The following is a 21,180-nucleotide window of genomic DNA, read 5'->3' as shown; positions in this document are numbered from 1 at the left end:
GAGGTGCTCCTTGGATCAGGCGATCCTGGCCGGGCGCGCGGGCGGCGCGGCGTGGACGAGGTCGCGGACCAGCGGGTGCGGGGCGAAGCGGTCCGCTGCCGGCTGGGTCACCAGGCCGAGGTCGAGCAGGTCCTCCAGCAGCAGCTGCTCGTGGCTGTCCAGGTGGACGGCGGTGTCGGCGGCGAGCGCGGACAGCACCCGTTGCGCGGCAGGGGAGAGGTCGCGGTAGGCGGCGGCGAGCTGGTCGGCCGCCGGGCTCAGGTCGCAGATCCGGGCGCTGCCGTCGGCGAGACGGGCGGCCAGCCCCGCCACCGTCCACATCGGACGGCTGTGGAGCCGGTCGGCCGCAGCGCGGAGTGCGGCGGGCAGGTTGCCGCACAGCCGGAGGACCTCGGTGACCGCGGTGAGGTCGGCGGCGCGCCGGCCCCGGCGCGCTGTGGCGAGGTCGTCGGTGCCGTGCGGTTCCCCGCGGAGCGTCGCGAACAGGTGCGCGGCCTCACGGGCGGGCATCGGGCCGAGGGTGAGCCGGTGGGCTCCGTCGACCAGCGGTGTCCGCACGCGGGTGGTGACCAGCACGAGGCTGTCTCCTCCGCCCGGCAGCAGCGGCCGCACCTGGCGGGCGTCGACGGCGTTGTCGAGCACCAGGAGCACCCGCCGACCGGCGAGCTCGGCCCGCCACTGCGCGGCGCGAACGGCCGGGTCAGCGGGCACCACCGCGCCGACAGCACGGAGGAGGTGCTCCAGCGCTGCCGCGGCCGGGAGCTCACGCAGGTCCAGGTACAGCGCGGCGTCCGGATAGCGCGGTGCGAGCCGGTGCGCCACGTGCACGGCCAGCGCGGACTTGCCGGCCCCTGCCACGCCGTCGACCACCACCACGCCACCGCCGCGGGTTCCGCCGGGCTGGGCGAGGGACTCCAGCCGGTGGATCTCGGCGGCCCTGCCGGTGAAGTCGGGCAGGTCGCGGGGCAGGTCCCGGCGAGCGGGCCGCACGGCCGCGGTGAGGCCCGCGGTGGCGACGTCACGTGCGGCGGTGAGTTCCCGGCCGGGTTCCACGCCGAGCTCGCGGCGCAGGAACGCGCGGACCCGGTCGTGCACGGCCAACGCCTCGGTGTGCCGTCCCGCGCTGTTCAACGCCGTCATCCAGCGCGCCCAGTGCGTCTCGGTGAACGGGTCGTCGTCGACCAGCGTCCGCCACACCGCGATCGCCCCGGTGAGCTCACCCAGCGCGGCGTAGCTCTCCGCCAGCACCGCCCGCAGGTCCGTGCGCAGCTCGCCGAGCCGGGCGGAGGCCCCGCGCAGTGCCTCGACGTCCACCCCGCCGAACGGCTGGCCCCGCCACCGGCCGAGCGCGTCGGTCACCGCCGCCACGGCCGTGCGCGGGTCGCCGTTCCGCAGGGCGTGCCGCGCGGTCGTCGCGAGCCGCTCGACGTGGTGGACGTCCAGCTCGCCCGGCTCGACCCGCAGCCGGTAGCACCCGGCCGCGTGCTCGATCCGGTCCGCGGGCAGCGCTTTGCGCAGCTGCGACACGTAGGTCTTGAGGTTGGCGTTCGCCGAGGCGGGCACGTCCTGTTCCGGCCACGTCGCCTCGATCAGCGTCCCGGCGCGCACCCAGGCGTTAGCGTTCACCAACAGGACGGCCAGAACGGTGAGCGGTTTGCGGGCACGCGGGCCGGGCGCTTCGGCCGGTCCGAGGGTGACCGGGCCGAGTACGGAGAACAGTGTGCTGGAGCGCATGGCCCTACGATCTGCCGGGGCACATGAGGATTTGATGACATGGGGCGTGCGGTGCGGGTGATGGTGGTCGAGGACAACGAGGACCTGCGCGTCGCGGTGTCCGTCGAGCTGGGTGCCGCGGGGTTCGAGGTCGACGCCGCGGCGGACCTCGCCACCGCCGACGCCGCACTGGGCAGAGGTGGTCACAGCTGCGTCGTGTTCGACCGCATGTTGCCCGATGGTGACTCGATCGCCTACGTGCACCGGCGCCGCCAGGAGGGCTGGAGCGTGCCGGTGCTGTTCCTCACCGCGCGCGACAGCGTGGACGACCGGGTCGCCGGTTTCGCCCACGGCGGCGACGACTACCTGGTGAAGCCGTTCTCGGTCGCCGAACTGGCCGCGCGGGTGCGCATCCTGTGCCGCCGCGCGGGGTACGGCCGTCCGTCCGTGCTGCGCCTGGCCGACCTGGAGATCGACTGCGCGCGCCGGGAGGTGCGGCGGGCCGGGGTGCTGCTCACGCTGTCCGGCAAGGAGTTCGCCGTGCTGGAGTTCCTGATGACGCGCGCCGAGCAGGTCGTCGGCCGGGCCGAGCTGATCGAGCACTGCTGGGACGCCGAGAACGACCCGATGGCGAACGTGGTCGAGGCGGTCGTGAAACGCCTGCGCGCCAAGCTCCGCCAGCCGGAGCTGATCCACACGGTCCGCGGCCGCGGCTACCGGTTGGCGACCGAGGCGTGAAGGGCTCGTCGGCCGATCGGCTGCGCAGGCTCCGGCTGCTGATGACGTTGCTCGTGACGGTCGTCAACGCCGTCGTGCTGATCGTGCTGGCGGTACTGGTGATCGGCAACGACACCGAGCAGCGCGAGCAGGGCGTCGACGCCGACCTGGAGGTGGTGACGTCGTCGGTGCTGCGGTTGGTCAAGGACGACGGCCGCGGCGAGATCTCGACCGCCGCCGTCGCCGCGGACGAGCTGAACGACGGGTGCCCGGGGTTCGCGGTGCTGCCCGGCGGTCCCGGCCAGTTCAAGGGGTTCTTCAGCGCCGGCGGCTGCCCCCCGGTCAGCGCGGCGAACCTGGAGGTGCAGGTCCAGGCCGCGGTGAAGTCCGGCAACCTGCTGCTCGGGTACACCACCGCGGCCGATGGCCGGTCGATGCGGTTCCGGGTCGAGCCGTTCCGGCACGGTGGTCGGTACGCGGGTGGCGTGATCGCGGTCGCGGACGTTTCCCTCGCCGAGGCATCACACGATCGGCTGACGTTGCTCGTGGTCGGCGGCTGCGTGCTGCTCATCGGTGCGCTGGGGCTGGCGGGCCACGTGCTGTCCGGTCGCGCGATCCGGCCGGCTGCCGCCGCGTTGGAGCAGCAGGAGGTGCTGCTCGCCGAGACCGCGCACGACCTGCGCACCCCGGTGGCGGCACTGCGGGCGCTGGCCGAGACGGCGCTGCGCAACCCGTCGGAGCGCGCGGACCTGTTGCCGCGCACCGTCACGCTGGCCGCTCGGATGGGCAGCATCATCGACGGCCTGCTGGTCAGGGCACGCCTCGCGGCAGGGGTCGACCAGCTCGCGGTGCAACCCGTCTGGCTGGACCAGCTGGTGGCCGGCCTCGTCGAGGACACCCCGGCCGGTGGCGCGAGCGTGACGGTGACGACCGCGCCCTGCAAGGTGCTGGCCGACCCGGCGCTGATCCAGCGGGCGATCGGCAACCTGCTCGACAACGCCCTGCGTTACGGCCGCCAGCCGGACGAGCAGGCGGTCGTCCAGGTCATCGTCGCGAACGGCCGGGTGACGGTCGCCGACCACGGCCCCGGTGTCGACAGCTCGCTCGCCGACGCCGCGTTCGACCGGTTCGGCACCGGCGGCGGTTCGTCGGGGCTGGGCCTGTCGATCGTGCGGTGGGTCGCGCAGGCGCACGGCGGCACGTTGAGCGCCTACAACGCGGAGGAGGGCGGAGCGATCTTCGAGCTCGCCCTGCCGGTCGTGGCGGGCGCGTGACCTGGGTGTACGCGGGCTGGATCTTTTTTGTACCCAATGCATTACGCTCGGTCGCCGAGGAGGGGGTTGTTGGTGACCGCAGTTGACGAAGGGGTGCGCGTGTCGACCGCAGGCGAGGTCTACCGGCTCATCTCGAACAACGTGCAGACCGTGTTGCGCGGTAAGCCCGAGCTGGTGCGGCTGGCGATCGCGGCGATGCTCGCGGAGGGGCACCTGCTGATCGAGGACGTTCCGGGGCTCGGCAAGACGACGCTGGCCCGGTGTCTCGCGCGGAGCATCGGGGGGAGCTGGAACCGCATCCAGTTCACCCCGGACCTGCTGCCCGGCGACATCACCGGCGTGCAGGTCTACCACCAGAAAGCCGAGGAGTTCGAGTTCCACCCCGGCGCGGTCTTCGCCAACGTGGTGCTCGCCGACGAGATCAACCGGGGCACGCCGAAGACCCAGTCGGCGCTGCTCGAGGTGATGTCCGAGCGGACGGTCACCGTCGACTCGGTCCGCCACGAGGTGCCGCGTCCGTTCCTGGTCGTGGCGACGCAGAACCCGATCGAGATGGAGGGCACCTACCGCCTGCCCGAGGCCCAGCTCGACCGCTTCCTGATGCGGCTGTCCGTCGGCTACCCCGACCTCGGCACCGAGGTGTTGGTGATCATGAGCGACTGCGCCGGCGTCAGCCCGGACGAGCTGTCGCCGGTCGTCGACACGGCCACGCTCCGGGCGGCGGTGCGGGAGGTGCGTTCGGCGCACCTCGACCCGGCGGTCGTCGAGTACGCCGCGCGGCTGACCGCGGCGACCCGTCAGCACGTGGCGTTGCGCTGCGGTGCCAGTCCTCGCGGCAGCATCGCGCTGGTGCGGGCAGGTCAGGCGCTGGCGGCCACCTACGGGCGCGGTTTCGTGACGCCGGACGACATCAAGCAGGTCGCCCAGCCCGTGCTGGCACACCGGTTGATCCTCACCTCCGAGGCGGAGCTGAACCAGCGCAGCGCCGCGGACGTGGTGAACGAGGTGCTGGCGGCCACCCCGGTGCCCCTGGTGTCCTAGCCTGGCCGGTTCCGGTCGCACGGTCCTGTGCGGCGGCGGACTGGCGGACCATGGAGGCATGACTGCGGTTGTGGCGAGGATGGCAATGGCGACGATCTCCGGTGACGTGATCGGTGACGGGCCGGTCGCGACCGTCTACTCCGGATTCTCCGATGGCGTTCCCGTTGCCCTGAAGGTGTTTCCCAAGGGGTTCGGCAAGCGCACCCTGGCGGCCTTCGAGCGGGAGCGGACCGCTCTGTCGCGCCTGTCCGCACCTTCCGTCCTGCGCGTGGACGGCGTCGAGACGTTGTCCGGCGGCAGGCACGCGCTGCGGATGGAGCTGTGCGCGCAGTCCCTGGCGGCTCTGGTCTCCCGCGTCGGCCCGCTTTCGGCCGGCGACGTCGCCCTGCTGGGACAGGCGATCGCTGCCGGTCTTGCCGCGGCGCACTCCGCCGGCGTCGTGCACGGCGGGGTCTCGCCGCACAACGTGTTGTTCCGCGCGTCCGGTGAGCCCGTGATCGCGGACTTCGGTGTGACGCTGCGGCACGCTTTCCCGCGCGATCCGTTGCACGTCATCGAGTTCATGCCACCTGAGGCTTTGCGCACCAGCGTGCTGGACGAGCGCACGGATCTCTACGGCCTTGGTGCGGTGCTGCACTTCGCGTTGACCGGGCGGTCACCACACCCCGGCCGGCTCGGGGAGCCGGAGAACGAGCGGGTGCTGCGGGTGTTGCGGACACCGGTGCCCGCTATCGCGCGGCCGGACGTGCCGGTGGCGTTGTCCACGCTGGTCGGGCGGTTGCTGGCGATCGATCCGGCTCATCGACCGGCGGATGCGGGGACGGTCGCGCGACAGCTGGCGGCTTGGGGGCCGGGAACTCCACCTCCTCCGGCCCCGGTGGCCGAACCGATCGCGATGCCACCGCTGCCACCCGTCCCGGTGGCGCCGGAGCCGATTGTGATGCCGCCGCTGCCGGTCGCGGCTCCGCAGCCGCCGGTGGGCGGCGGGAACGACCCATCGGGTGCCCGGCAGCCGTCAACGGCGGACCAGGGCGAGTTCGACGACTTCGACCTGCCCGCCGTGACCGCCGCACCGGTCGGGCGCGAGGAGTTCGACGACTTCGGTGCGGCGCCGGCGCACTGGGCGCAGCGAGCAGGGGAGCTCGACCTCGACCGGCCGCCCGCACCCGGCGAGGCGCCGCAAGCCCTCACCCCGGAACCGTCGGCTGCCGCCGCCTCCCCCTACGCACCGCCGACCCCGTCGGCCGCGCCGTGGCCGGACGGTGCGGGCGAGTTCGACCCCGGCTCGTCCTCCGTGTCACCGCACCAGGCACCCGCGCCCTTCACACCACCGCCGCCGGCTCCGTCCGGGGCGGCCGTGGTCTTCGACACCGAGGGCACCCGCTCCCGGCGGCGCGGCGTGCGGTACGAGCTCGTGGCCGGCGGGGCGTTGCTCGTCGGCCTGGTGGCGTTGTTGGCGGTCTACCTGACGCCGCCCAGCGTCGACTCCGGGGCGGGGCCCGTGCCGGAGCGGCCGTCGTCAGCGCAGGACATTCCCACCGCGGCGGTGGTCGAGCTGGAGCTCTCCGAACCCGTCGACCAGGACGACAGGGTCGAGCTCTCGTGGCGCAGCAGCGCGACGCTGGAGTTCGGTGTCGTGGTCGCGGGCGAGGGGCAGCAGACCAGGACGCTGGTGGCGCACCGCAACCTCACGTTCACGGTGCCGGTGGAGCCGGGGCGCAAGTACTGCTTCCTCATCCGCGCCACGGATGGCAACCAGCTCTACGAGAGCGAACCGAAGGCCATTCGCGGCGCGACCTGCCGCAAGTGAGGCGTCACGAGTCCCGCAGCACGGCGAGAGCCTCCCGCCACGCGCTTTCCGCCGGCGTGTCGGCCTGGTAGCCGCAGGCCGCCATGTGTGCGATGAAGTCGGGTTCCGGTGCGATGCCGTGGACCTCGACGTAGTAGCGCAGTGCGGCGCCCCAGATCCAGATGCCGTCGGTCAGCGTCGACAGCGGTACGACCTCGGGGCGGGCCGGGTCGAGGCGGTCGACGTCCAGGCCGGGGACGCGCACGACCACCTTGCCGGACCGCAGGAAACCCGCGATCAGCGCGCGTTGCACCGGGTCTTCGACGCGGGGGTGGTCGGGGGTGAACACCAGGTCGCCGGTGGCGTCCCTGCCGTCGAAGAGCCGGGCGATCCTCATCTGGTCTCCTTGTTCCTCGGGTGGATTGTCCGCCAACGGCCGTCCGGTGGTGGCGCGTGCCCGTGCGCGATCTCAAGCGTGCCGGAAGAGCACGTCAGGAACGCCTCGACCACCGCACGGTCGGGCACCCACACCGGAACGCCCACCAGATCGGTGAACCGCTGGAGGAACTCGGTGTCCAGCGAGCCGTCGTGCACGGTCAACCTGATCGGGTCCTCCGTCCACTCCGGACTGGACGTCACGGTGTCGGCCAGCTCGTCCGGCCACAGCCGCTCGGCGCCGGTGTACAGCGGCCGCATTTCCCCGAACCGGATCTCCTCGTGATCGGGGAGGTGCAGGTTCGGCCGCAGGTCGGGCTTCGCGGGCGGGCCGTCAGGAGCGTCGCGCAACCGAGGTGAGTGGTCGGTGTGCCCTTCCCATCCGTCTGTGTGTCCCTGTGCGGACCGGTCTGTTTCCGGGTTGTAGTGGAACTTGGGCACGTTGCTGCGCACGTCGTGCAGGATCGCCGAGCAGTTCGGGCAGAACGGGGCCTGGGGATAGCCGGCCTTCAGGAAGACGACATCGGCGGCGAGATCGGACAGCAGCGCGTCGGGTCGCGCCGCCAGTGCGGCGTCTGCCGCGCGCACCTCGGCGTGCCGGAACGGTGAGTCGTAGCCGGGGAACTGGCGCCGTTCCGTTGGCGGGTGACCGCGGTACTCCGGTCCCGGGTACCCGTGCGGTCGACGGCGGATGGACTCGATGCGCAGCTTGATCTCGGCTTGGAACTTGTGCCAGATGATCTTGGCACCCTCCCTGCCGTTGGTGGCCTCGAAGACCTCGCCGGTGACGAGGTCCAGCTGGAGGGCGAGGCAGGCACCGGTGGCCTTCTTCGGGAGGGCCTTCTCCAGCTGGTCCAGCTCGTCGATCTTCTTGAGCAGGATCTTCATCTCGTGCCGGATCTCCTCCCGCTCCAGCCCCCTGCCGGCCGGGGTCTGCAGCTCCCTGACCAGATCCCGGTACCTGTCCTTGAGGTCCTTGCGGAGCTGGGCGTTGTCCGGCGACCAGTACAGCTTCGCTCGTTCGACGGTGAGTTCGCGCAGCACCTCCCGGACGGGCACACCGAGGACGTGCGTGATCAGGCCGGCCTCGTTGCGGGTCAACCCCGTGGCGAAAATGCCGATGCGGTGCGCGCCGACCTGCGGCGGGGGCAGTTCGGAGACCCCGATGACAGGAGGCTCGGCCGACGGGTGGGCGACCGGTCCGGGTGTGTAGGTGTTCTCGATCCGGGCAGGCAGCTCGGTCACGGGCTTGTCGAGGGTGACCGGGGTGGGGGTGAAGGTCCGCCAGTTGCCGTCCGGTGGGATCTTCGGCACCAGCCTGCCGCTCTCGTCGGCGCGCGCGGTCGCCACGAACGGCCGGCCGTCGGCGAAGGTTCCCGCGTAGTCCGATGGTGCGGTGACGGGGACCCCGAGCCGGTCGGCGAGCTGTTGCGCGAAGCCGTTGTCGTCGTGTCCGGTGTTGCACGACAGCAGCCTGATCGGCTGACCCTGCCAGTTCGGGTCGGCCTCGATGATCGCGGCCAGGTCATCGGCGGTCAGGCGCTCCGTGCCGATCCGCACGGAGGTCGCGTTGCCGTGCACGTCGACCGTGTAGGAACCGGGCTTCGGCGGCACCTGGTCCGCGTCGGCCAGCATCTCGTCGCCCGCCTGGTAGAAGGCACGACCCGCGGGGGTCACCGTGCTCTCGTCCAGGATCTGCTGAAGTCGTTGCGGCAAAACGTTCTCCGCCGCGTCGGAACCGGCGCGCAGGCGGGTGGCGACGTGCAGCTCGTGGTCTGTGGGCATGGGCGTTCCGTCCTGCACGAGCTCGTGGTAGGCGCTCCACAGAGCGGCGAGGTCGTTGCGAGCTCGCACCACCGGCGCGCTGCGGCCGGTGCGATGGTCGTGCGCTGCGAACTCACGCACCCGCACGGCCATCCGGTCGATGCGCTGCAACGCGGCCAACCGGGCGCCGAGCAGCGACCACGGCCTCGGCTCGCGCAGCATCTTCTCCCGTTCGTGCGCGGTCAACGCCTCGATGTGGCCGGGGTACCTCGGATCACTGCGGTCCAGGGTCCTCGGCACCCGAGGAGCGGCGGGCAGCGGATCCACCTGACCGGTGACCGCTGCCTGCACCTCCCTGGCCATGAACCGCTGCAGGAACTCGTGCAGTGCCACGGTTTCGGCGGCCTCAGCGGTCTGCTCCCGCGCGCGTTCCGCGTTCGTCCGCTCGTCCGCCGCCAGCACCTCGGCGCGGCGGAACAGGTACTTGAAGGGGACGCTCGCCACCAGCATGGCGGACGCCGTGGCGCCGACGACGACCGGGAGCAAGCCCTGGTCGAACACCCACGCGCTGCCCGCGATCGCGGCCGTGGTCGCACCGGCCCTCTTGATGTTCGCCTTGCCGGTCCCCTGCCGGCTCCCATATCCGGTCGGGCGGCCGCTCCGGTCCTGCCGCCTGCTCGGCAGCCGATCGCGCACCTGTTGCGCGGCTTCGGCCGCGGTGAGCCGGCCGTCGGCTTCGGCGAGCAGCGCGTCGAGCACGGCCCGCTCCAGTGCGACGTGCTCGTCGAGCTCGGCGGCCTGGTCGAACTCGAACTGGTCGATCAGCTCCTGTTGCTCGCTGCGCAGCGATTTCCGGTCGAGGAACGCCGCGATGGCCATGCCGAGTACGGCACGGACACCACCGTTGAGCAACGCGTTGGCCGCGCTCTCGCCGAAGCGGAGGGCGTCCAGCGCGGCGGCACCACCTCTGGCGAGGTCACCGACCGCGTTCGGCACGGCGTTCGCGGCGAAGTGGTGCAGCCCGGCGTCGTGGCTCTCGGTCGTGGAGGAGGACTGCGTCGTCGGCGCGGTACCGGTCGGTGCGGAGCCCGCCAGCCGGTCGACGCGGTCCAGCAACGCGCTCAGCTTCGCGGCGAAGGCATTGTCGTAGTCCGCAGCCTCGGCTGCGAGCTCCTTCGCGACCTCGTCGAACTTCGCCCACTCCCGGCGCGTCGTCCTCGACCTCAGCACCTTCTCCAGGTGCGGCCCGGCCAGGGCGGCCGCACCGGCCACCGCCAGGTAGGCCGCCGCGTACGTGAACCCGAGCCCACCCAGCATCGAGACACCGGCCGCAACGCCACCCGCCGCCGACGACAGGCTCTTGCCGACCACACGTGCGCCCAGCGACTGGTGGTCGGCAGGCCGCTCGCCCGTCGGGGCGGGCTCGGCCGGGCCGGTGTCGCTGACGTCGATCCCGGTGGACCTGGCCCTCGCCCACAGCGGGTCGAGCAACCTCTTGCGCCGCTGCGCCGCGTCGTGGGCGCGTTGGGCGGCGAGTTTCTCGTGGCCTTCGTCGACCAGCGCCCGTTCCCTGCTGTCGTACCAGCGTTTGGCCAGCGTGCTCGTGACGCTCGTGCTGACCGTGATGGCGCCGACCCCCAGTGCGAGCGTCGGGTGGCCCGCCCCGAGCAACGCGGCCGCACCACCGACGCCGGGCATCGCCTCCGTGACGAGGTGTGCGAGGAACGCCTTCCCCCGCGGGGTGCCGGTCGGTTCACCGGCCCAGCTCGGCCTGCGCGCACCGGGACCGGCGTGCTTCGCCAGGATCGCGCGGACGGCGGGGTCGAGCAGCGCCTGGCGCTGCGGTCCAGCGGGATCGTCCGCGTGCAGACCGAGGTGCTCGACCAGCGCCAGCACCTCGGCCGCGATCCGTCGCCGCCGGAGGAACCGCACGCGCGCGACCTCCTCGTGCTCCCGTGCGAGGGCGCGGAGCTCTGCCTGCCTGCCGTGGTCGGCGGCGGAGAGGTCGGTGTGGCTGCCCGGATGCCGGTCGGCGCCCAGCCGGTCCGCGGCCACCTCGTTGCCGGCCAGGCGCTCGGACACCTGCGCGAGCGCGTTGGCCACCGCCCTGGCGATGATGGGTGCCCCGGCCTGCTGTGACACCCGGATCGTCGGTGTCCCGTGCACGGGGACGACCGCCTCCGCGGGGTTCGTGCCGTTGGTCTCGCCCGCGACGACCTTGACGACGAACGTGGAGCCGTCGGTCCTGGTGACCAGGAACCGGTGGCCGCGCAGCCGCCGGACACCGGCCACGCCCGCGTCTTCCTGGACCTGTCCCATGGCCTGCAACGCCCGCACGAGCGCGTCGGGCCGGTTGGGCAGCGCGGTGGGGTCCGCGTGGAACCGGGAGTGTGGCACCGGGCCGACGGGATAGGTCCGCGGCGACCGTGCCGGGGCCGTGTCATCGGCAGCGCGCAGCCTGGGCGTGGGAGGGGAGACCTCCGGGCTGTTGTCGCTGGGACCGCGTCCTTCGTCGGCGGTGTGCGGCGGCGCCGGAGGAGGGTCGTCCCGCTGACCGCCGGCCTCCCACCCGGTCGGGCCGTCGACCGTGCCCTCGACCGGGTGGTAGACCCTCTTGCCGCCGTTGCTGCGGACGTCGTGCAGGATCTCCGAGCAGTTGGGGCAGAACGCCGCCGGGGCCAGCGGCTTCTTCCCCTTGGCGCCGGTCCACACGACATCGGCGGCCAGGTCGGCGAGCTCCGCGTGCGGGTTCTTGGTGAGCGCGGCGTCGGCGGCACGCACCTCGGCGTGCCGGAACGGCGAGTCCAAGCCCTTGAACCGCCGCTTCCCGGTGGACAGCCCGTTGACGGTGTTGCCGCCGAACCCGTCGGGGTGGTGGAACATCGCCATGATCCGGGCACGGATCGACGGCACGAACTTCTTGAGGACCACCGACGGGTTGGTGCCGTTGGTCGACTCGAAGACCTCGCCGGTCGTCAGGTCCACGACCAGCGCGACGACGCCGCCGGTCCTGTCCCTGCCCAGTGCGGTGCCGGGCTGTCTGCGCAGGTCGTCGTAGAGCTTGGCGCGCTCGTGTGCGAGCTCGCGCAGCTTCTGCCGCACCGGCACACCGCCGATGTGGGTGATGCGGCCGGAGCTGTCGCGGCTCAGGCCCTTCGTGAACGCGCCGAGGCTCTGCGGTCCCGCCTGGGGAGCGGGCAACCGGCCGGACTCGATGCCCGTCGTCTCGCCGGTGTCGCCGACGGGCGCGGGGTTCGCGGTCGCCGAGGGAGCGGTGGTGACCTTCGTGTGGGTGGGGGCCGCCCTGGGCTTGTTCTCCTGCCGCGGGGCGGCCGGGGGCGGTGTGGCGGCGGTCGCGGCCAGCACCGCGCCTGCCGGGGTGGCGTTGACCTGCGGCGACGCGGCGGTGGTCTCCTGCGCCTGAATCGGCGACGACTCGTCTTGGGCTGGTTCGGCGGTCTCGGTTTCCTCGGCCCGCTTCGGCGGTTCGGACTTCGGCGGTTCGGACTTCGGGGGCGCCTTGGTGGTGGTCTCCGGTCCGGACGACGAATGCACCGGCGCCGCACGGGTCGGCGCCGGAGTGCCCTGTGCTGGCCCTCCTCGCACCGGCGTTCCCTGCACCGGTGTTCCCTGCACCGGTGTTCCCTGCACCGGAGCTTCCTGCGTCGGCGCGTCCTGGGCCGGGTCGGCCGGTCCCGGCTCCGCCGGGGCGGGCGCGTTCAGATCCTGGGTGGTGCCGGCGGTTTCCGTGGTGTCCGCCGGAGCGGCTGCGTCCGCGGTACCGGTGGCGTCGACCGCCTCGGCGGGAGACGCGGTAGCCGGCGTCTGTTCGACCGGACCGTGCTCCGGCGCCGAGGTCTTCTGCTGCTCGGCGGGAGCCGCGCGGCGGTCCTGCTCGCCGGGGTGCTGGTCGGCGATCGGCGACTCGCTCCGCAGCGGGCCCTGGTGCGTCGTGCGGCCGCCCGTGTCCACGTCGATTCCGCGTCCACCCGGTGGGGTCGTGGAGCGTTCCGTTTCGGACGGGTGCTCCGAGACGGACCTGTTGTCGGTCGTCGTCCCGTCCGCCACCGGTGCGCCGTCGGGGGAGTACCGCTGCTGCGGGGCGGTGGCCGGATCCGTCTGCGCCGAAGGCGCTGTGCCCGGTCCGCCAGAGAGCTCGCCGTCGCCCGGAGGGCCGCCGCCGTCCCCTGGAGGGCCGCCGTCCGGTGGGGCCGGTGTGCCGACGAGCCGGTCCGCCCAGGCGTCGGCCTGGGCCGCGTGTCCGGGGTTGCGCTGCTGCACGAGGTCGATCGCCATCGAGCGAGGTGCTCCGGCCAGACCGGCGGCGATGCCGCCGTCGGAGATGGCCTTGCCGTAGCCGCTCAAATCGGCGAGCGCCCCGTAGTTGCCCCAGTGCTCGGCGATGTACCCGGCGCTGGGAGACGTGACGGCGTTGTTCAGCCCCGAACTGAGGCCCACGTTGAGGGTGCGCGCCAGCCCGCTGGTCGGAGCAGTCGGCAGTGACGGCAGGGCCTTGCGCACAGCGGTGTTGCCGAGCTTCATCGCCTTGCCCAGTCCCTCGCCGAGCACGCCGCCGATGCCACCGGTGAACGTCGCCTGGCCGAGCTCGCCGAGCTTGAACTCCTTGCGGCTGCCGACCAGGATGCTCGTCAGCTGGGTGGCCGTGTTGTTGAACGCCTCGTCGAACGACTCCTTGACGATCTCGACCCCGAGCTTGGCGAAACCCGCGGCGATGCGGCCGGCCATCCCGGTGATCATCGCGGTGAGCCGGCCCGCGACCGCGCGCGACAGCGCGGCGGCGAGGAACCCGCCGCCGGGAATCCAGCTCAACGCCACGAAGAGCCCGATGTTGACGGCGAGCTCCCACAGGATGGAGATCCGCGCCTCGTGGAGCTGGTCGCCGTACGACTTCACGCCGTCCGCGAGGAGCTTCATGTTCGCGGCGAGGTTGGTGTAGTTCGGGGGCATCGAGTTGACCGCGCTGGTGAACTGGACGCCCGCGATGTCGAACCAGGCGCTCGGCAGTCGCGTGCCCGCTGTCTCCCAGGCCTTCGCGGCGGTCTCCATCACCGCGGCCGCCTCGTTCCACGCCTCGGCCAGTGCCCACGCGACGTACTCGTTGTCCGGCGGCCACAACGTGTCGATCGACTTGTCCTTGACGGACTCCCAGAAGCCGAAGTCGTCGTGGGGTTCCGGCATCGCCATGGCAGACCGCTCTCAGCCGCTGAAGTTCTTCGCGGACCCCTGGTCTGCGGCGACGTACTCGGGAACGGTCTTGGTGCCGTGCGCCGCGAGCTGCTCCGCCTGTGGTTGCACCAGGTCGACGCCGCCCTCCCGGACCTGTTTCACGCCCTCGTTGTACTGGTGGACCATCGGCCGGCCGAGCGGGCCGTTGCCGAGCTGGCTGTCGAGGCCCGCGATCTTGCCGATGGCGCGGTCCCAGCTCGTCTTCACGTCGCTGGCGGCCTTGGTCAGATCGGCCATGATCGGTGCGGCACGACCGGGGTACATGTCGATGCCGCCGCCGTCGGCGTCAACGCCGCCCGTCCCGCTCATCGCCGCACACCGGACTCGGGGCCGTTGTCGAGCAAGCTCAGCACGGGGCCGAACATCGGGTCCACGTCGCCGGTCCTGCGTTGCGGCATCAGCTTCTTGGCGATCTCGACCGCGTCCTGCTCGGCCGCGGCGGCCGCGTCGCGGACGGCGGCGACGATCTTCTCCGCCAGCGTGGCCGCGTCCTGGTCGCGGAAGATCCGCTGGTCGAGGTCCAGTTCCAGCAGTTCGCCACGACCACCCACGACGGCGCAGACCAGACCGTCGTCCGAGCACGCGGTCGCGCGGATCTCCGTTATGCCGTCCTGCATCGAGCGCAGACTGCTCGCGAGCCGCGCGTACTCGGCGAGCCTGCCGGTCAGGTCCGTGTCCGAACGGTTCATGGTGCTCCCCTTGTCTCCCGGTCGATCCAGGATGACCACCAGCGCAGGGGAGATCAGCACGCTGACCTGTTCCGGCCACGTCGTGCGGCGGTGCGGCGCGCGGTCGCAGGATGTGGTGGCATGAGACCTGTTGCCGTCATGCTGGTCGCGGCCGCGATGGCCGGACCGGCGCCTGCCCTGGCCGCGCCTCCCGACGGTGCCTGCCGCAGTCCGGGCCCCACCAGGGAGGTCGTCGCCCCGGTGCCGTGGACCCAGCAGCTGCTCGACCTCAAGAACGCCTGGACGCACAGCACCGGGGCGGGCGTCACCGTCGCCGTCGTCGACTCCGGTGTCGACGCGGACCACCCGCAGCTGCGCGGAAAAGTGCTGTCCGGCAGGGACTTCGTACTGCCCGGTGCCGGGCGGGGCGACTTCGACTGCGCGTCGCACGGCACCGCGGTCGCTTCGATCATCGCCGCGTCCGCCGCGCCGGGTGTCGGTTTTCGCGGAATCGCACCGGATGCGCGCGTGCTCCCGGTGCGGGTCACCGAACGCGAGTTCTCCGACAGCGGTGATCCCATCCCGCTCAACCCCGATGCCGTCGCGAACGGCATCCGGTTCGCCGCCGACCAGGGCGTCAAGGTGATCAACCTGTCGCTGTCGGGCTACGGCGACTACACCGCGATCCGCGACGCGGTCGCCTACGCGCAGTCGAAGGACGTGCTCGTGGTCGCGGCGGTGGGCAACCGCGCGGAGCTCGGCCTCGTGGCGTCCTATCCCGCGTCGTACGACGGTGTGCTCGGCGTCGGCTCGATCGACATCGAGGGGGCCCGCTCGCGCAGCTCCCAGACCGGTGCGTACGTGGACCTGGTGGCACCGGGCGAAGACGTGCTCGCGGCGGCTGGCAGGGCCGGTCACAACTACTGGCAGGGCACGAGTTTCGCGGCTCCGGTGGTGGCGGGCACCGCGGCGCTGGTGCGGTCGAGGTGGCCTGATCTCCCCGCACCGCAGGTGGCCGCCCGGATCGTCGCGACCGCCGATCCGGCCAGGGGAGGCCGGGGCAGCGCCGAGTACGGCGCCGGTGTCGTGGACCCGTACCGCGCGGTGACCGAACGGCTCACCGACAGCAAGCCCGCCGTGGTGCCCGCGGTCGTCCCCGTGCCGCCGGACCCGGTCGCGCTGCGCGAGGCCGCGTGGTGGAGCCGAACAGGTTGGGCGGCCAAGGCCGTTGCCGGTCTGGTGCTGCTGGGGATCGCGGTCGCCGCGGTGGTGTTCTGGGCACTGCCGCGCGGTCGTCGCCGTCGTTGGCTGCCGGGCAGGGCCGAGCCGGTGGCGCGGAGGTCAGGCCGGGGCGAGCCACCTGACGAGATCTTCCTGTTCCCCGTTGGGGAATAGCGTTCGGCCCCGAGTCCCAGGCGGGACTCGGGGCCGTGGCCGGTCGGGTCAGAAGCCCGACATGGACCGCTGGACCGCGCCCATCAGGTTGTGCTTGGTGGCCTCGAGTGCTCGCTCCGTCGCGTTGAGGATCTCCTCGATCTCCTCTCCGAGCTGCTGGTTCTGCTGGTGGCGGGCGAACTTCGCGCGGAAGCTCTCGTCGTCCCAGTTCTGGTTCTCCGTGTTCAGGGTGTAGGTGGCCTGGTTCGTGCGAGCGGTGTTCAGCTGACCTCGCGCCTTGGCGATCGCCGCACCGAGGTTCTCCAGGTCGGCGAACTTGACCGAGATCTCGTCAGGGTCCATGGACATGGTGCTCTCCGTTCCTCAGACAGACTGCGGGGTGTTGTGCAGCAAGATCTTGAGCAGGTCGGCGCTGTCGGCGTCGCCCGTGATGTAGTTGGTCTGGGCGTTGCGCGTCTGGTCGGCGATGTCCTGGCCGTCGGCGTGGTTGGTCGCCTGCTGGGCGTCGGTGAACTCGGTCAGGCGGGCGAACGCCAGCTTGGCCTGACCGCCCCAGACGGCCTGCGCCGCCAGGGAAACCTCCTCGATGCTGCTCCTGACCGCGGCCATGTCGGCGTTGGTGCCGTCCTGGTGATCGGCCGCCGCGCCCATGTAGGTCGCATGGCCCTTGATCCCGTCGACCATCGGGTCCTCCTCCTGTGAGTGCCTGGGTTTCGACGCTAGGGGCCGGAGCCGGCGCCGGGGTCGCGCTGGCACCTTCATGCCAACGCCCGCACGTGCTCCACGGCAGCGGCCACCATCGAGCCGGACAGCAGCTCGTGGAGGAGGTCGTCGTGGCGACGGTGTTGGTGCAGAGGCCGGTGCGGCGGCCGTCGCCGGAGATGCCGGAGGGCGAGCTCGTGCTCGACGCACCGCCGGAGATCCCGGCGCCGGCGGGCCGGCAGTGGACGCAGGCGCTGATGGCGTTGCCGATGGTGCTGATGATGGCCGCGATGGTGCTGATGTTCAGCGGCAGTGGCGGTCAGCTCGGCACGAGCGGCGCGCTGCGGTACGTCACCATGGGGCTGTTCGGCGTCGCCATGCTGGCCATGGTCGGCGTCGCGTTCCTCAACGGCGGCGGGCCGAGCAAGCGCGAGATGGGCCACGCCCGCAGGCTCTACCTGCGCGGCCTCGCCCAGCACCGGGTGCGGGTCGGCCGCGCGGCCAGGCGGCAGCGCACCGCGCTGTGGTACCTGCACCCCGACCCGGCCACGCTGTGGTCCGTTGCGGACAGCTTCCGCCTCTGGGAACGCCGTCGCGGCGACGACGACTTCGGCGTGGTGCGGGTGGGGCTCGGACCGCAGAGCCTGGCCACCACGCTGATCACGCCGGACACCAAGCCGCTGGAGCAGCTGGAACCGTTGTCCGCCTTGGCGTTGCGCCAGTTCATCACCACCTACACCGAGGTGCCCGACCTGCCGCTGGCCATGGCGGTCAACGGTTTCAGCCGCGTGCACGTGCTCGGAACCGGTGCGCACGGCCTGGTGCGCGCCATGATCGCCCAGCTCGCCGTGCTGCAGTCGCCCGACGACCTGCGGATCGCCGTGTGCGTGAGCCCGGAACGGCGCGCGGAGTGGGAATGGCTGAAGTGGCTGCCCCACGCGCTGCACCCGGAGCGGAGCGACGCACTCGGCCCACTCCGGCTGGTCGCCCCGACCATCACGATGCTGGAGGCGGTGCTCGACGACCTGCTGGCCGACCGGCCGCGGTTCGACCCGGAGGACGGGAGCACCAGGGTGGCGGGGCCGCACCTCGTCGTGGTCGTCGACGGCGGCGTGACCGCGGGGTCGGACCACCTGCTGGCGGGCGCGGGCGTCGAGGGCGCCACGGTGATCGACCTGACCTCGCCGGCGCCGAGGATGCCCGACCTCTCGGCGGTGGTGCTCGACGTCGCCGATGACGGCGCGTTGAGCATCAGCAACGCCGACGGTGACGCCGACCTGGGGCGCGCGGACAGCCTCTCCGTCGAGAGCGTGGAGGCGCTCGCGCGGCAGCTCGCGCCGTTGCGGCTCACCGAGGGCGGCCACGGTGAGCAGCCGCTGAGCTCGGAGCTGGGCCTGGAGGAGCTGCTCGACCTCGGCGACCCGTACGCGTTCGACCCGGAGGACACCTGGGTGCCCCGGCCGAGTCGTGACCGGCTGCGCGTGCGGTTCGGCATCCGGCCCGACGGCACCCCGATCGAGCTGGACCTCAAGGAGTCCGCGCAGGACGGCATGGGCCCGCACGGCCTGCTGATCGGCGCGACCGGCTCCGGCAAGAGCGAGCTGCTGCGCACGTTGGTGCTGGCGCTCGCGGTGACCCACCCGCCGAGCGCGCTGAACTTCGCGCTGATCGACTTCAAGGGCGGTGCCACGTTCGCGCGCCTCGACCGGTTGCCGCACACCAGCGCCGTGATCACCAACCTGGCCGACGAGCTGCCGCTGGTCGACCGGATGTCCGACGCGATCAACGGCGAGCTGTTGCGCCGTCAGGAACTGCTGCGCGCGGCGGGCAACTTCGCCTCGCTGCGCGACTACGAGAAGGCCCGCGCCGCCGGTGCGCCGCTGCCGGAGGTGCCGACCCTGTTCGTGGTGTGCGACGAGTTCTCCGAACTGCTGTCCGCTCGGCCGGACTTCATCGACAACTTCGTGCAGATCGGCCGGGTCGGCCGCTCGCTCGGCGTGCACCTGCTGCTCGCGAGCCAGCGGTTGGAGGAGGGCCGGCTGCGCGGGCTCGACGCGCACCTGTCCTACCGGATCGGCCTGCGCACGTTCTCCGACATGGACAGCCGGACCGTGCTCGGTGTGTCCGACGCGTTCTCCCTGCCACGCGCGCCCGGACACGGTTTCCTGCGCTACGGCGACGAGCCGATGAGCAGGTTCCGCGCCGCCTACGTCTCCGGCGTGCACCGCGCCGACCAGGCGGAAACCACTCCCGCAGGAGCGCCACAACCGTTGGGGCTCAACGAGTACACGACGACCTACCACGCGCCCGCGGTCGAGGAGGAGCGGCCTGCCGACGTGGTGGACGACGTGCACGACGACGCGGTCGGCGAAAGCCTGATGGACATCCTGGTGGACCGCTTCGCCGGTCGCGGCACGCCCGCGCACCAGGTGTGGCTGCCCCCGCTCGACCGTGCGCCGACGATGGACCAGCTGTTCGGTGCGCTGACCGCCGACCCCGGCCGCGGTCTGCGACCGGTCGACCCCGAGTTCGTCGGCGGTCTGCGCGCGGTGTTCGGCGTGGTCGACCGGCCGCTCGACCAGCGGCGCGACCCGCTCGTGTTCGACCTGTCCGGTGGCGCGGGCCACGCGGTGATCACCGGCGGGCCGCAGTCCGGCAAGAGCACCGCGGCCCGGTCGCTGATCGCGGGCCTCGCGCTCACCCACACCCCGCGCGAGGTCCAGTTCTACTGCCTGGACTTCGGCGGCGGCTCACTCGCGTCGTTGCGCGACCTCCCGCACGTCGGCGGGGTGGCGAACCGGCAGAACGTTCCCGCCGTCCGCCGCACCATCGCCGAGGTGGCCTCGGTGCTGACCGAGCGCGAACGCCGGTTCGCCGCAATGGACATCGACGGCATGCAGGCCTACCGCGCACTGCGCGCGAACGGCACGATCACCGACGACCCGCACGGCGACGTGTTCCTGGTCATCGACGGCTGGGCCACGCTGCGCAAGGACTTCGAGGACCAGGAGGAGATCGTCGCGAGCATCGCCGCACGCGGCCTCGCCTACGGCGTGCACCTGATCGCGACCACCGCGCGCTGGTTCGACCTGAAGATGGCGGTGCGGGACCTGTTCGGCAGCAAGCTCGAACTGCGGCTCGGCGACCCGATCGACACCGCGATCGACCGCATGGGCGCGGCTCGCGTGCCGGACAACTCGCCCGGCCGCGGGCTGGGGCAGAGCAAGCACCAGGTCCTCACGGCGTTGCCGCGCCTGGACGGCGTGGACACCGCGGAGGACCTCGCGGGCGGCGTGGCCGGGTTGGTCGAGGCGGTGCGGACGGCGTGGACGGCCGACCCGGCGCCCGCCGTCCGGATGCTGCCGGAACGCCTGCCCTACTTCGCGTTGCCGGCCGGCGACGACCCGCAGGGGCACCGGTTGTCCGTGGCGATCGCGGAGAAGGACCTCGAACCGGTGCCGCTCGACTTCGCCACCGACGCCCACCTGGTGCTGCTCGGCGACGCCGACTCCGGCAAGACGACGTTCCTGCGCACACTCGCCCGCCGCATCGTCGACACCTACACGCCCGACCAGGCGCGCGTGGTGCTGGTCGACCACCGGCGCGGCCTGCTCGGCGAGGTGCCGCGAAGCCACCTCGCGGCCTACGGCACCGACGGCGCGACCACGGGGAAGCTGGTCGAGACGGTCGCTCACGCGATGCGCCAACGACTTCCCGGTCCGGACGTGACCGCGGAACAGCTGCGCAAGCGCAACTGGTGGACCGGCCCGGAACTGTTCGTCCTCGTCGACGACTTCGACCTGGTGGCCACGCCGATGAACAACCCGCTGCACCCGCTCGTGGAGTTCCTGGCGCAGGGCAGGGACATCGGCCTGCACGTGGTGGTCACCCGTCGCAGCGGCGGCTCCGGCCGGGCACTCTACGAGTCGTTCCTCTCGCGGATGCGCGACGTCGGCTCGATCGGGCTGCTGCTGTCCGGCGACAAGGCCGAGGGTGCGCTTCTCGGCGGGGTGAAAGCGGAACCGCTGCCGCCCGGCCGCGGCAAGTTGGTCACCAGGCGGGGTGGGACGCAGCTCGTGCAGCTCGCGTGGGTGCCGCCCGCGGAGTGACCTCCCGGCACGTCAGCTAAATCAGGAAGGAGAGAGACATGGCGGAAATCGAAGAGATCTCCATGAACCCGTGGATGATGGCGAGCTACAAGGCCGCGAACCTCAGCGCCGTCGAGCCCGGCGAACGGATGCAGGGCGTGATGGAGGAGAGCATCAGCTGCGCCACCGTCGACGGTGTCATCAGCAAGATGCTCCAGGACATGGTGAGGGACGGCAACGAGTTCATGCGGTCGTGTGAGCTCACGGCGCAAGAGTCCACGGCCGACTACTACGTCGCCGACAACGACAGCGCGACCGTCATCGACGGCGTGCTCAGCCAGTAGGGG

At 72.1% G+C, this 21,180-nt stretch carries 14 protein-coding genes; 7 read left to right on the top strand and 7 right to left on the bottom strand.

Annotation, left to right across the window (positions count from 1 at the left end; all coding sequences use genetic code 11):
* Nucleotides 1-15: 15 nt before the first annotated feature.
* Nucleotides 16-1,734, bottom strand: coding sequence for an AfsR/SARP family transcriptional regulator (locus tag ADL03_RS07790; RefSeq protein ID WP_053732663.1), 1,719 nt, complete (start codon nucleotides 1,732-1,734; stop codon nucleotides 16-18).
* 39 nt (nucleotides 1,735-1,773) lie between these two features.
* Between ADL03_RS07790 and ADL03_RS07785 the strand changes: the two genes are divergently transcribed.
* The 4 genes from ADL03_RS07785 (at nucleotide 1,774) to ADL03_RS07770 (ending at nucleotide 6,555) form a co-directional block, all read left to right on the top strand.
* Nucleotides 1,774-2,451, top strand: coding sequence for a response regulator transcription factor (locus tag ADL03_RS07785; protein ID WP_231641614.1), 678 nt, complete (start codon nucleotides 1,774-1,776; stop codon nucleotides 2,449-2,451).
* Nucleotides 2,448-3,704: a sensor histidine kinase KdpD gene (locus ADL03_RS07780; protein ID WP_197288182.1), complete on the top strand. Its 1,257-nt coding sequence runs from the start codon at nucleotides 2,448-2,450 to the stop codon at nucleotides 3,702-3,704. The genes ADL03_RS07785 and ADL03_RS07780 overlap by 4 nt, the downstream gene beginning before the upstream one ends.
* Nucleotides 3,705-3,776: 72 nt before the next feature.
* The gene (locus ADL03_RS07775; protein ID WP_231641607.1) at nucleotides 3,777-4,745 is read left to right on the top strand and encodes a MoxR family ATPase; all 969 of its coding nucleotides are present in this window, start codon (nucleotides 3,777-3,779) and stop codon (nucleotides 4,743-4,745) included.
* Nucleotides 4,746-4,803: 58 nt separating this feature from the next.
* Nucleotides 4,804-6,555: a serine/threonine-protein kinase gene (locus tag ADL03_RS07770; protein ID WP_082372959.1), complete on the top strand. Its 1,752-nt coding sequence runs from the start codon at nucleotides 4,804-4,806 to the stop codon at nucleotides 6,553-6,555.
* Nucleotides 6,556-6,559: 4 nt separating this feature from the next.
* Here the strand turns inward: ADL03_RS07770 and ADL03_RS07765 are convergent, their stop codons facing one another.
* Genes ADL03_RS07765 through ADL03_RS07750 form a run of 4 tightly spaced genes read right to left on the bottom strand, consistent with a single transcriptional unit; the run spans nucleotide 6,560 to nucleotide 14,669 of the window.
* The gene (locus tag ADL03_RS07765) at nucleotides 6,560-6,931 is read right to left on the bottom strand and encodes a hypothetical protein (protein ID WP_053732661.1); all 372 of its coding nucleotides are present in this window, start codon (nucleotides 6,929-6,931) and stop codon (nucleotides 6,560-6,562) included.
* Nucleotides 6,928-13,938 (bottom strand): hypothetical protein, encoded by a 7,011-nt coding sequence (locus ADL03_RS07760; RefSeq protein WP_053732660.1) that lies wholly within the window; start codon nucleotides 13,936-13,938, stop codon nucleotides 6,928-6,930. Before ADL03_RS07760 ends, ADL03_RS07765 begins: the two co-directional genes overlap by 4 nt.
* Nucleotides 13,939-13,950: 12 nt before the next feature.
* Entirely contained in the window at nucleotides 13,951-14,289 is a 339-nt protein-coding gene (locus ADL03_RS07755) for a hypothetical protein (protein ID WP_053732659.1), read from the bottom strand.
* Nucleotides 14,286-14,669 (bottom strand): YbaB/EbfC family nucleoid-associated protein, encoded by a 384-nt coding sequence (locus ADL03_RS07750; protein ID WP_063798513.1) that lies wholly within the window; start codon nucleotides 14,667-14,669, stop codon nucleotides 14,286-14,288. The genes ADL03_RS07755 and ADL03_RS07750 overlap by 4 nt, the downstream gene beginning before the upstream one ends.
* 120 nt (nucleotides 14,670-14,789) lie before the next feature.
* Here ADL03_RS07750 and mycP point away from each other — a divergent pair, with 120 nt between their 5' ends.
* Nucleotides 14,790-16,043, top strand: coding sequence for a type VII secretion-associated serine protease mycosin (gene mycP, locus ADL03_RS07745; RefSeq protein ID WP_053732657.1), 1,254 nt, complete (start codon nucleotides 14,790-14,792; stop codon nucleotides 16,041-16,043).
* Nucleotides 16,044-16,091: 48 nt separating this feature from the next.
* Here the strand turns inward: mycP and ADL03_RS07740 are convergent, their stop codons facing one another.
* Nucleotides 16,092-16,391 carry a hypothetical protein gene (locus ADL03_RS07740; RefSeq protein ID WP_157528308.1) on the bottom strand — a complete coding sequence of 100 codons (300 nt, stop codon included), beginning with the start codon at nucleotides 16,389-16,391 and terminating at the stop codon, nucleotides 16,092-16,094.
* A gap of 15 nt (nucleotides 16,392-16,406) precedes the next feature.
* Nucleotides 16,407-16,727, bottom strand: coding sequence for a hypothetical protein (locus tag ADL03_RS07735; protein ID WP_053732655.1), 321 nt, complete (start codon nucleotides 16,725-16,727; stop codon nucleotides 16,407-16,409).
* Between the two features lie 149 nt (nucleotides 16,728-16,876).
* Between ADL03_RS07735 and eccCa the strand changes: the two genes are divergently transcribed.
* Nucleotides 16,877-20,854, top strand: a complete 3,978-nt coding sequence (gene eccCa / locus ADL03_RS07730) for a type VII secretion protein EccCa (protein ID WP_053732699.1) — start codon at nucleotides 16,877-16,879, stop codon at nucleotides 20,852-20,854.
* A 38-nt stretch (nucleotides 20,855-20,892) separates the two neighbouring features.
* Nucleotides 20,893-21,177: a hypothetical protein gene (locus ADL03_RS07725; protein WP_053732654.1), complete on the top strand. Its 285-nt coding sequence runs from the start codon at nucleotides 20,893-20,895 to the stop codon at nucleotides 21,175-21,177.
* Nucleotides 21,178-21,180 lie beyond the last annotated feature (3 nt).

Source organism: Nocardia sp. NRRL S-836 (assembly GCF_001279525.1).
Lineage (GTDB): Bacteria > Actinomycetota > Actinomycetes > Mycobacteriales > Pseudonocardiaceae > Lentzea.
Note: the sequence above shows the minus strand (reverse complement) of the source record. Positions and strands in the feature narration are given on the sequence as shown.

Bases quoted from the DNA above. Each gene is read 5' to 3' on its own strand.
- ADL03_RS07790 (WP_053732663.1), bottom strand. From the start codon at position 1,734: ATGCGCTCCAGCACACTGTTCTCCGTACTCGGCCCGGTCACCCTCGGA.
- ADL03_RS07785 (WP_231641614.1), top strand. From the start codon at position 1,774: ATGGGGCGTGCGGTGCGGGTGATGGTGGTCGAGGACAACGAGGACCTG.
- ADL03_RS07770 (WP_082372959.1), top strand. From the start codon at position 4,804: ATGACTGCGGTTGTGGCGAGGATGGCAATGGCGACGATCTCCGGTGAC.
- ADL03_RS07765 (WP_053732661.1), bottom strand. From the start codon at position 6,931: ATGAGGATCGCCCGGCTCTTCGACGGCAGGGACGCCACCGGCGACCTG.
- ADL03_RS07760 (WP_053732660.1), bottom strand. From the start codon at position 13,938: ATGGCGATGCCGGAACCCCACGACGACTTCGGCTTCTGGGAGTCCGTC.
- ADL03_RS07755 (WP_053732659.1), bottom strand. From the start codon at position 14,289: ATGAGCGGGACGGGCGGCGTTGACGCCGACGGCGGCGGCATCGACATG.
- ADL03_RS07750 (WP_063798513.1), bottom strand. From the start codon at position 14,669: ATGAACCGTTCGGACACGGACCTGACCGGCAGGCTCGCCGAGTACGCG.
- mycP (WP_053732657.1), top strand. From the start codon at position 14,790: ATGAGACCTGTTGCCGTCATGCTGGTCGCGGCCGCGATGGCCGGACCG.
- ADL03_RS07740 (WP_157528308.1), bottom strand. From the start codon at position 16,391: ATGTCCATGGACCCTGACGAGATCTCGGTCAAGTTCGCCGACCTGGAG.
- ADL03_RS07735 (WP_053732655.1), bottom strand. From the start codon at position 16,727: ATGGTCGACGGGATCAAGGGCCATGCGACCTACATGGGCGCGGCGGCC.
- ADL03_RS07725 (WP_053732654.1), top strand. From the start codon at position 20,893: ATGGCGGAAATCGAAGAGATCTCCATGAACCCGTGGATGATGGCGAGC.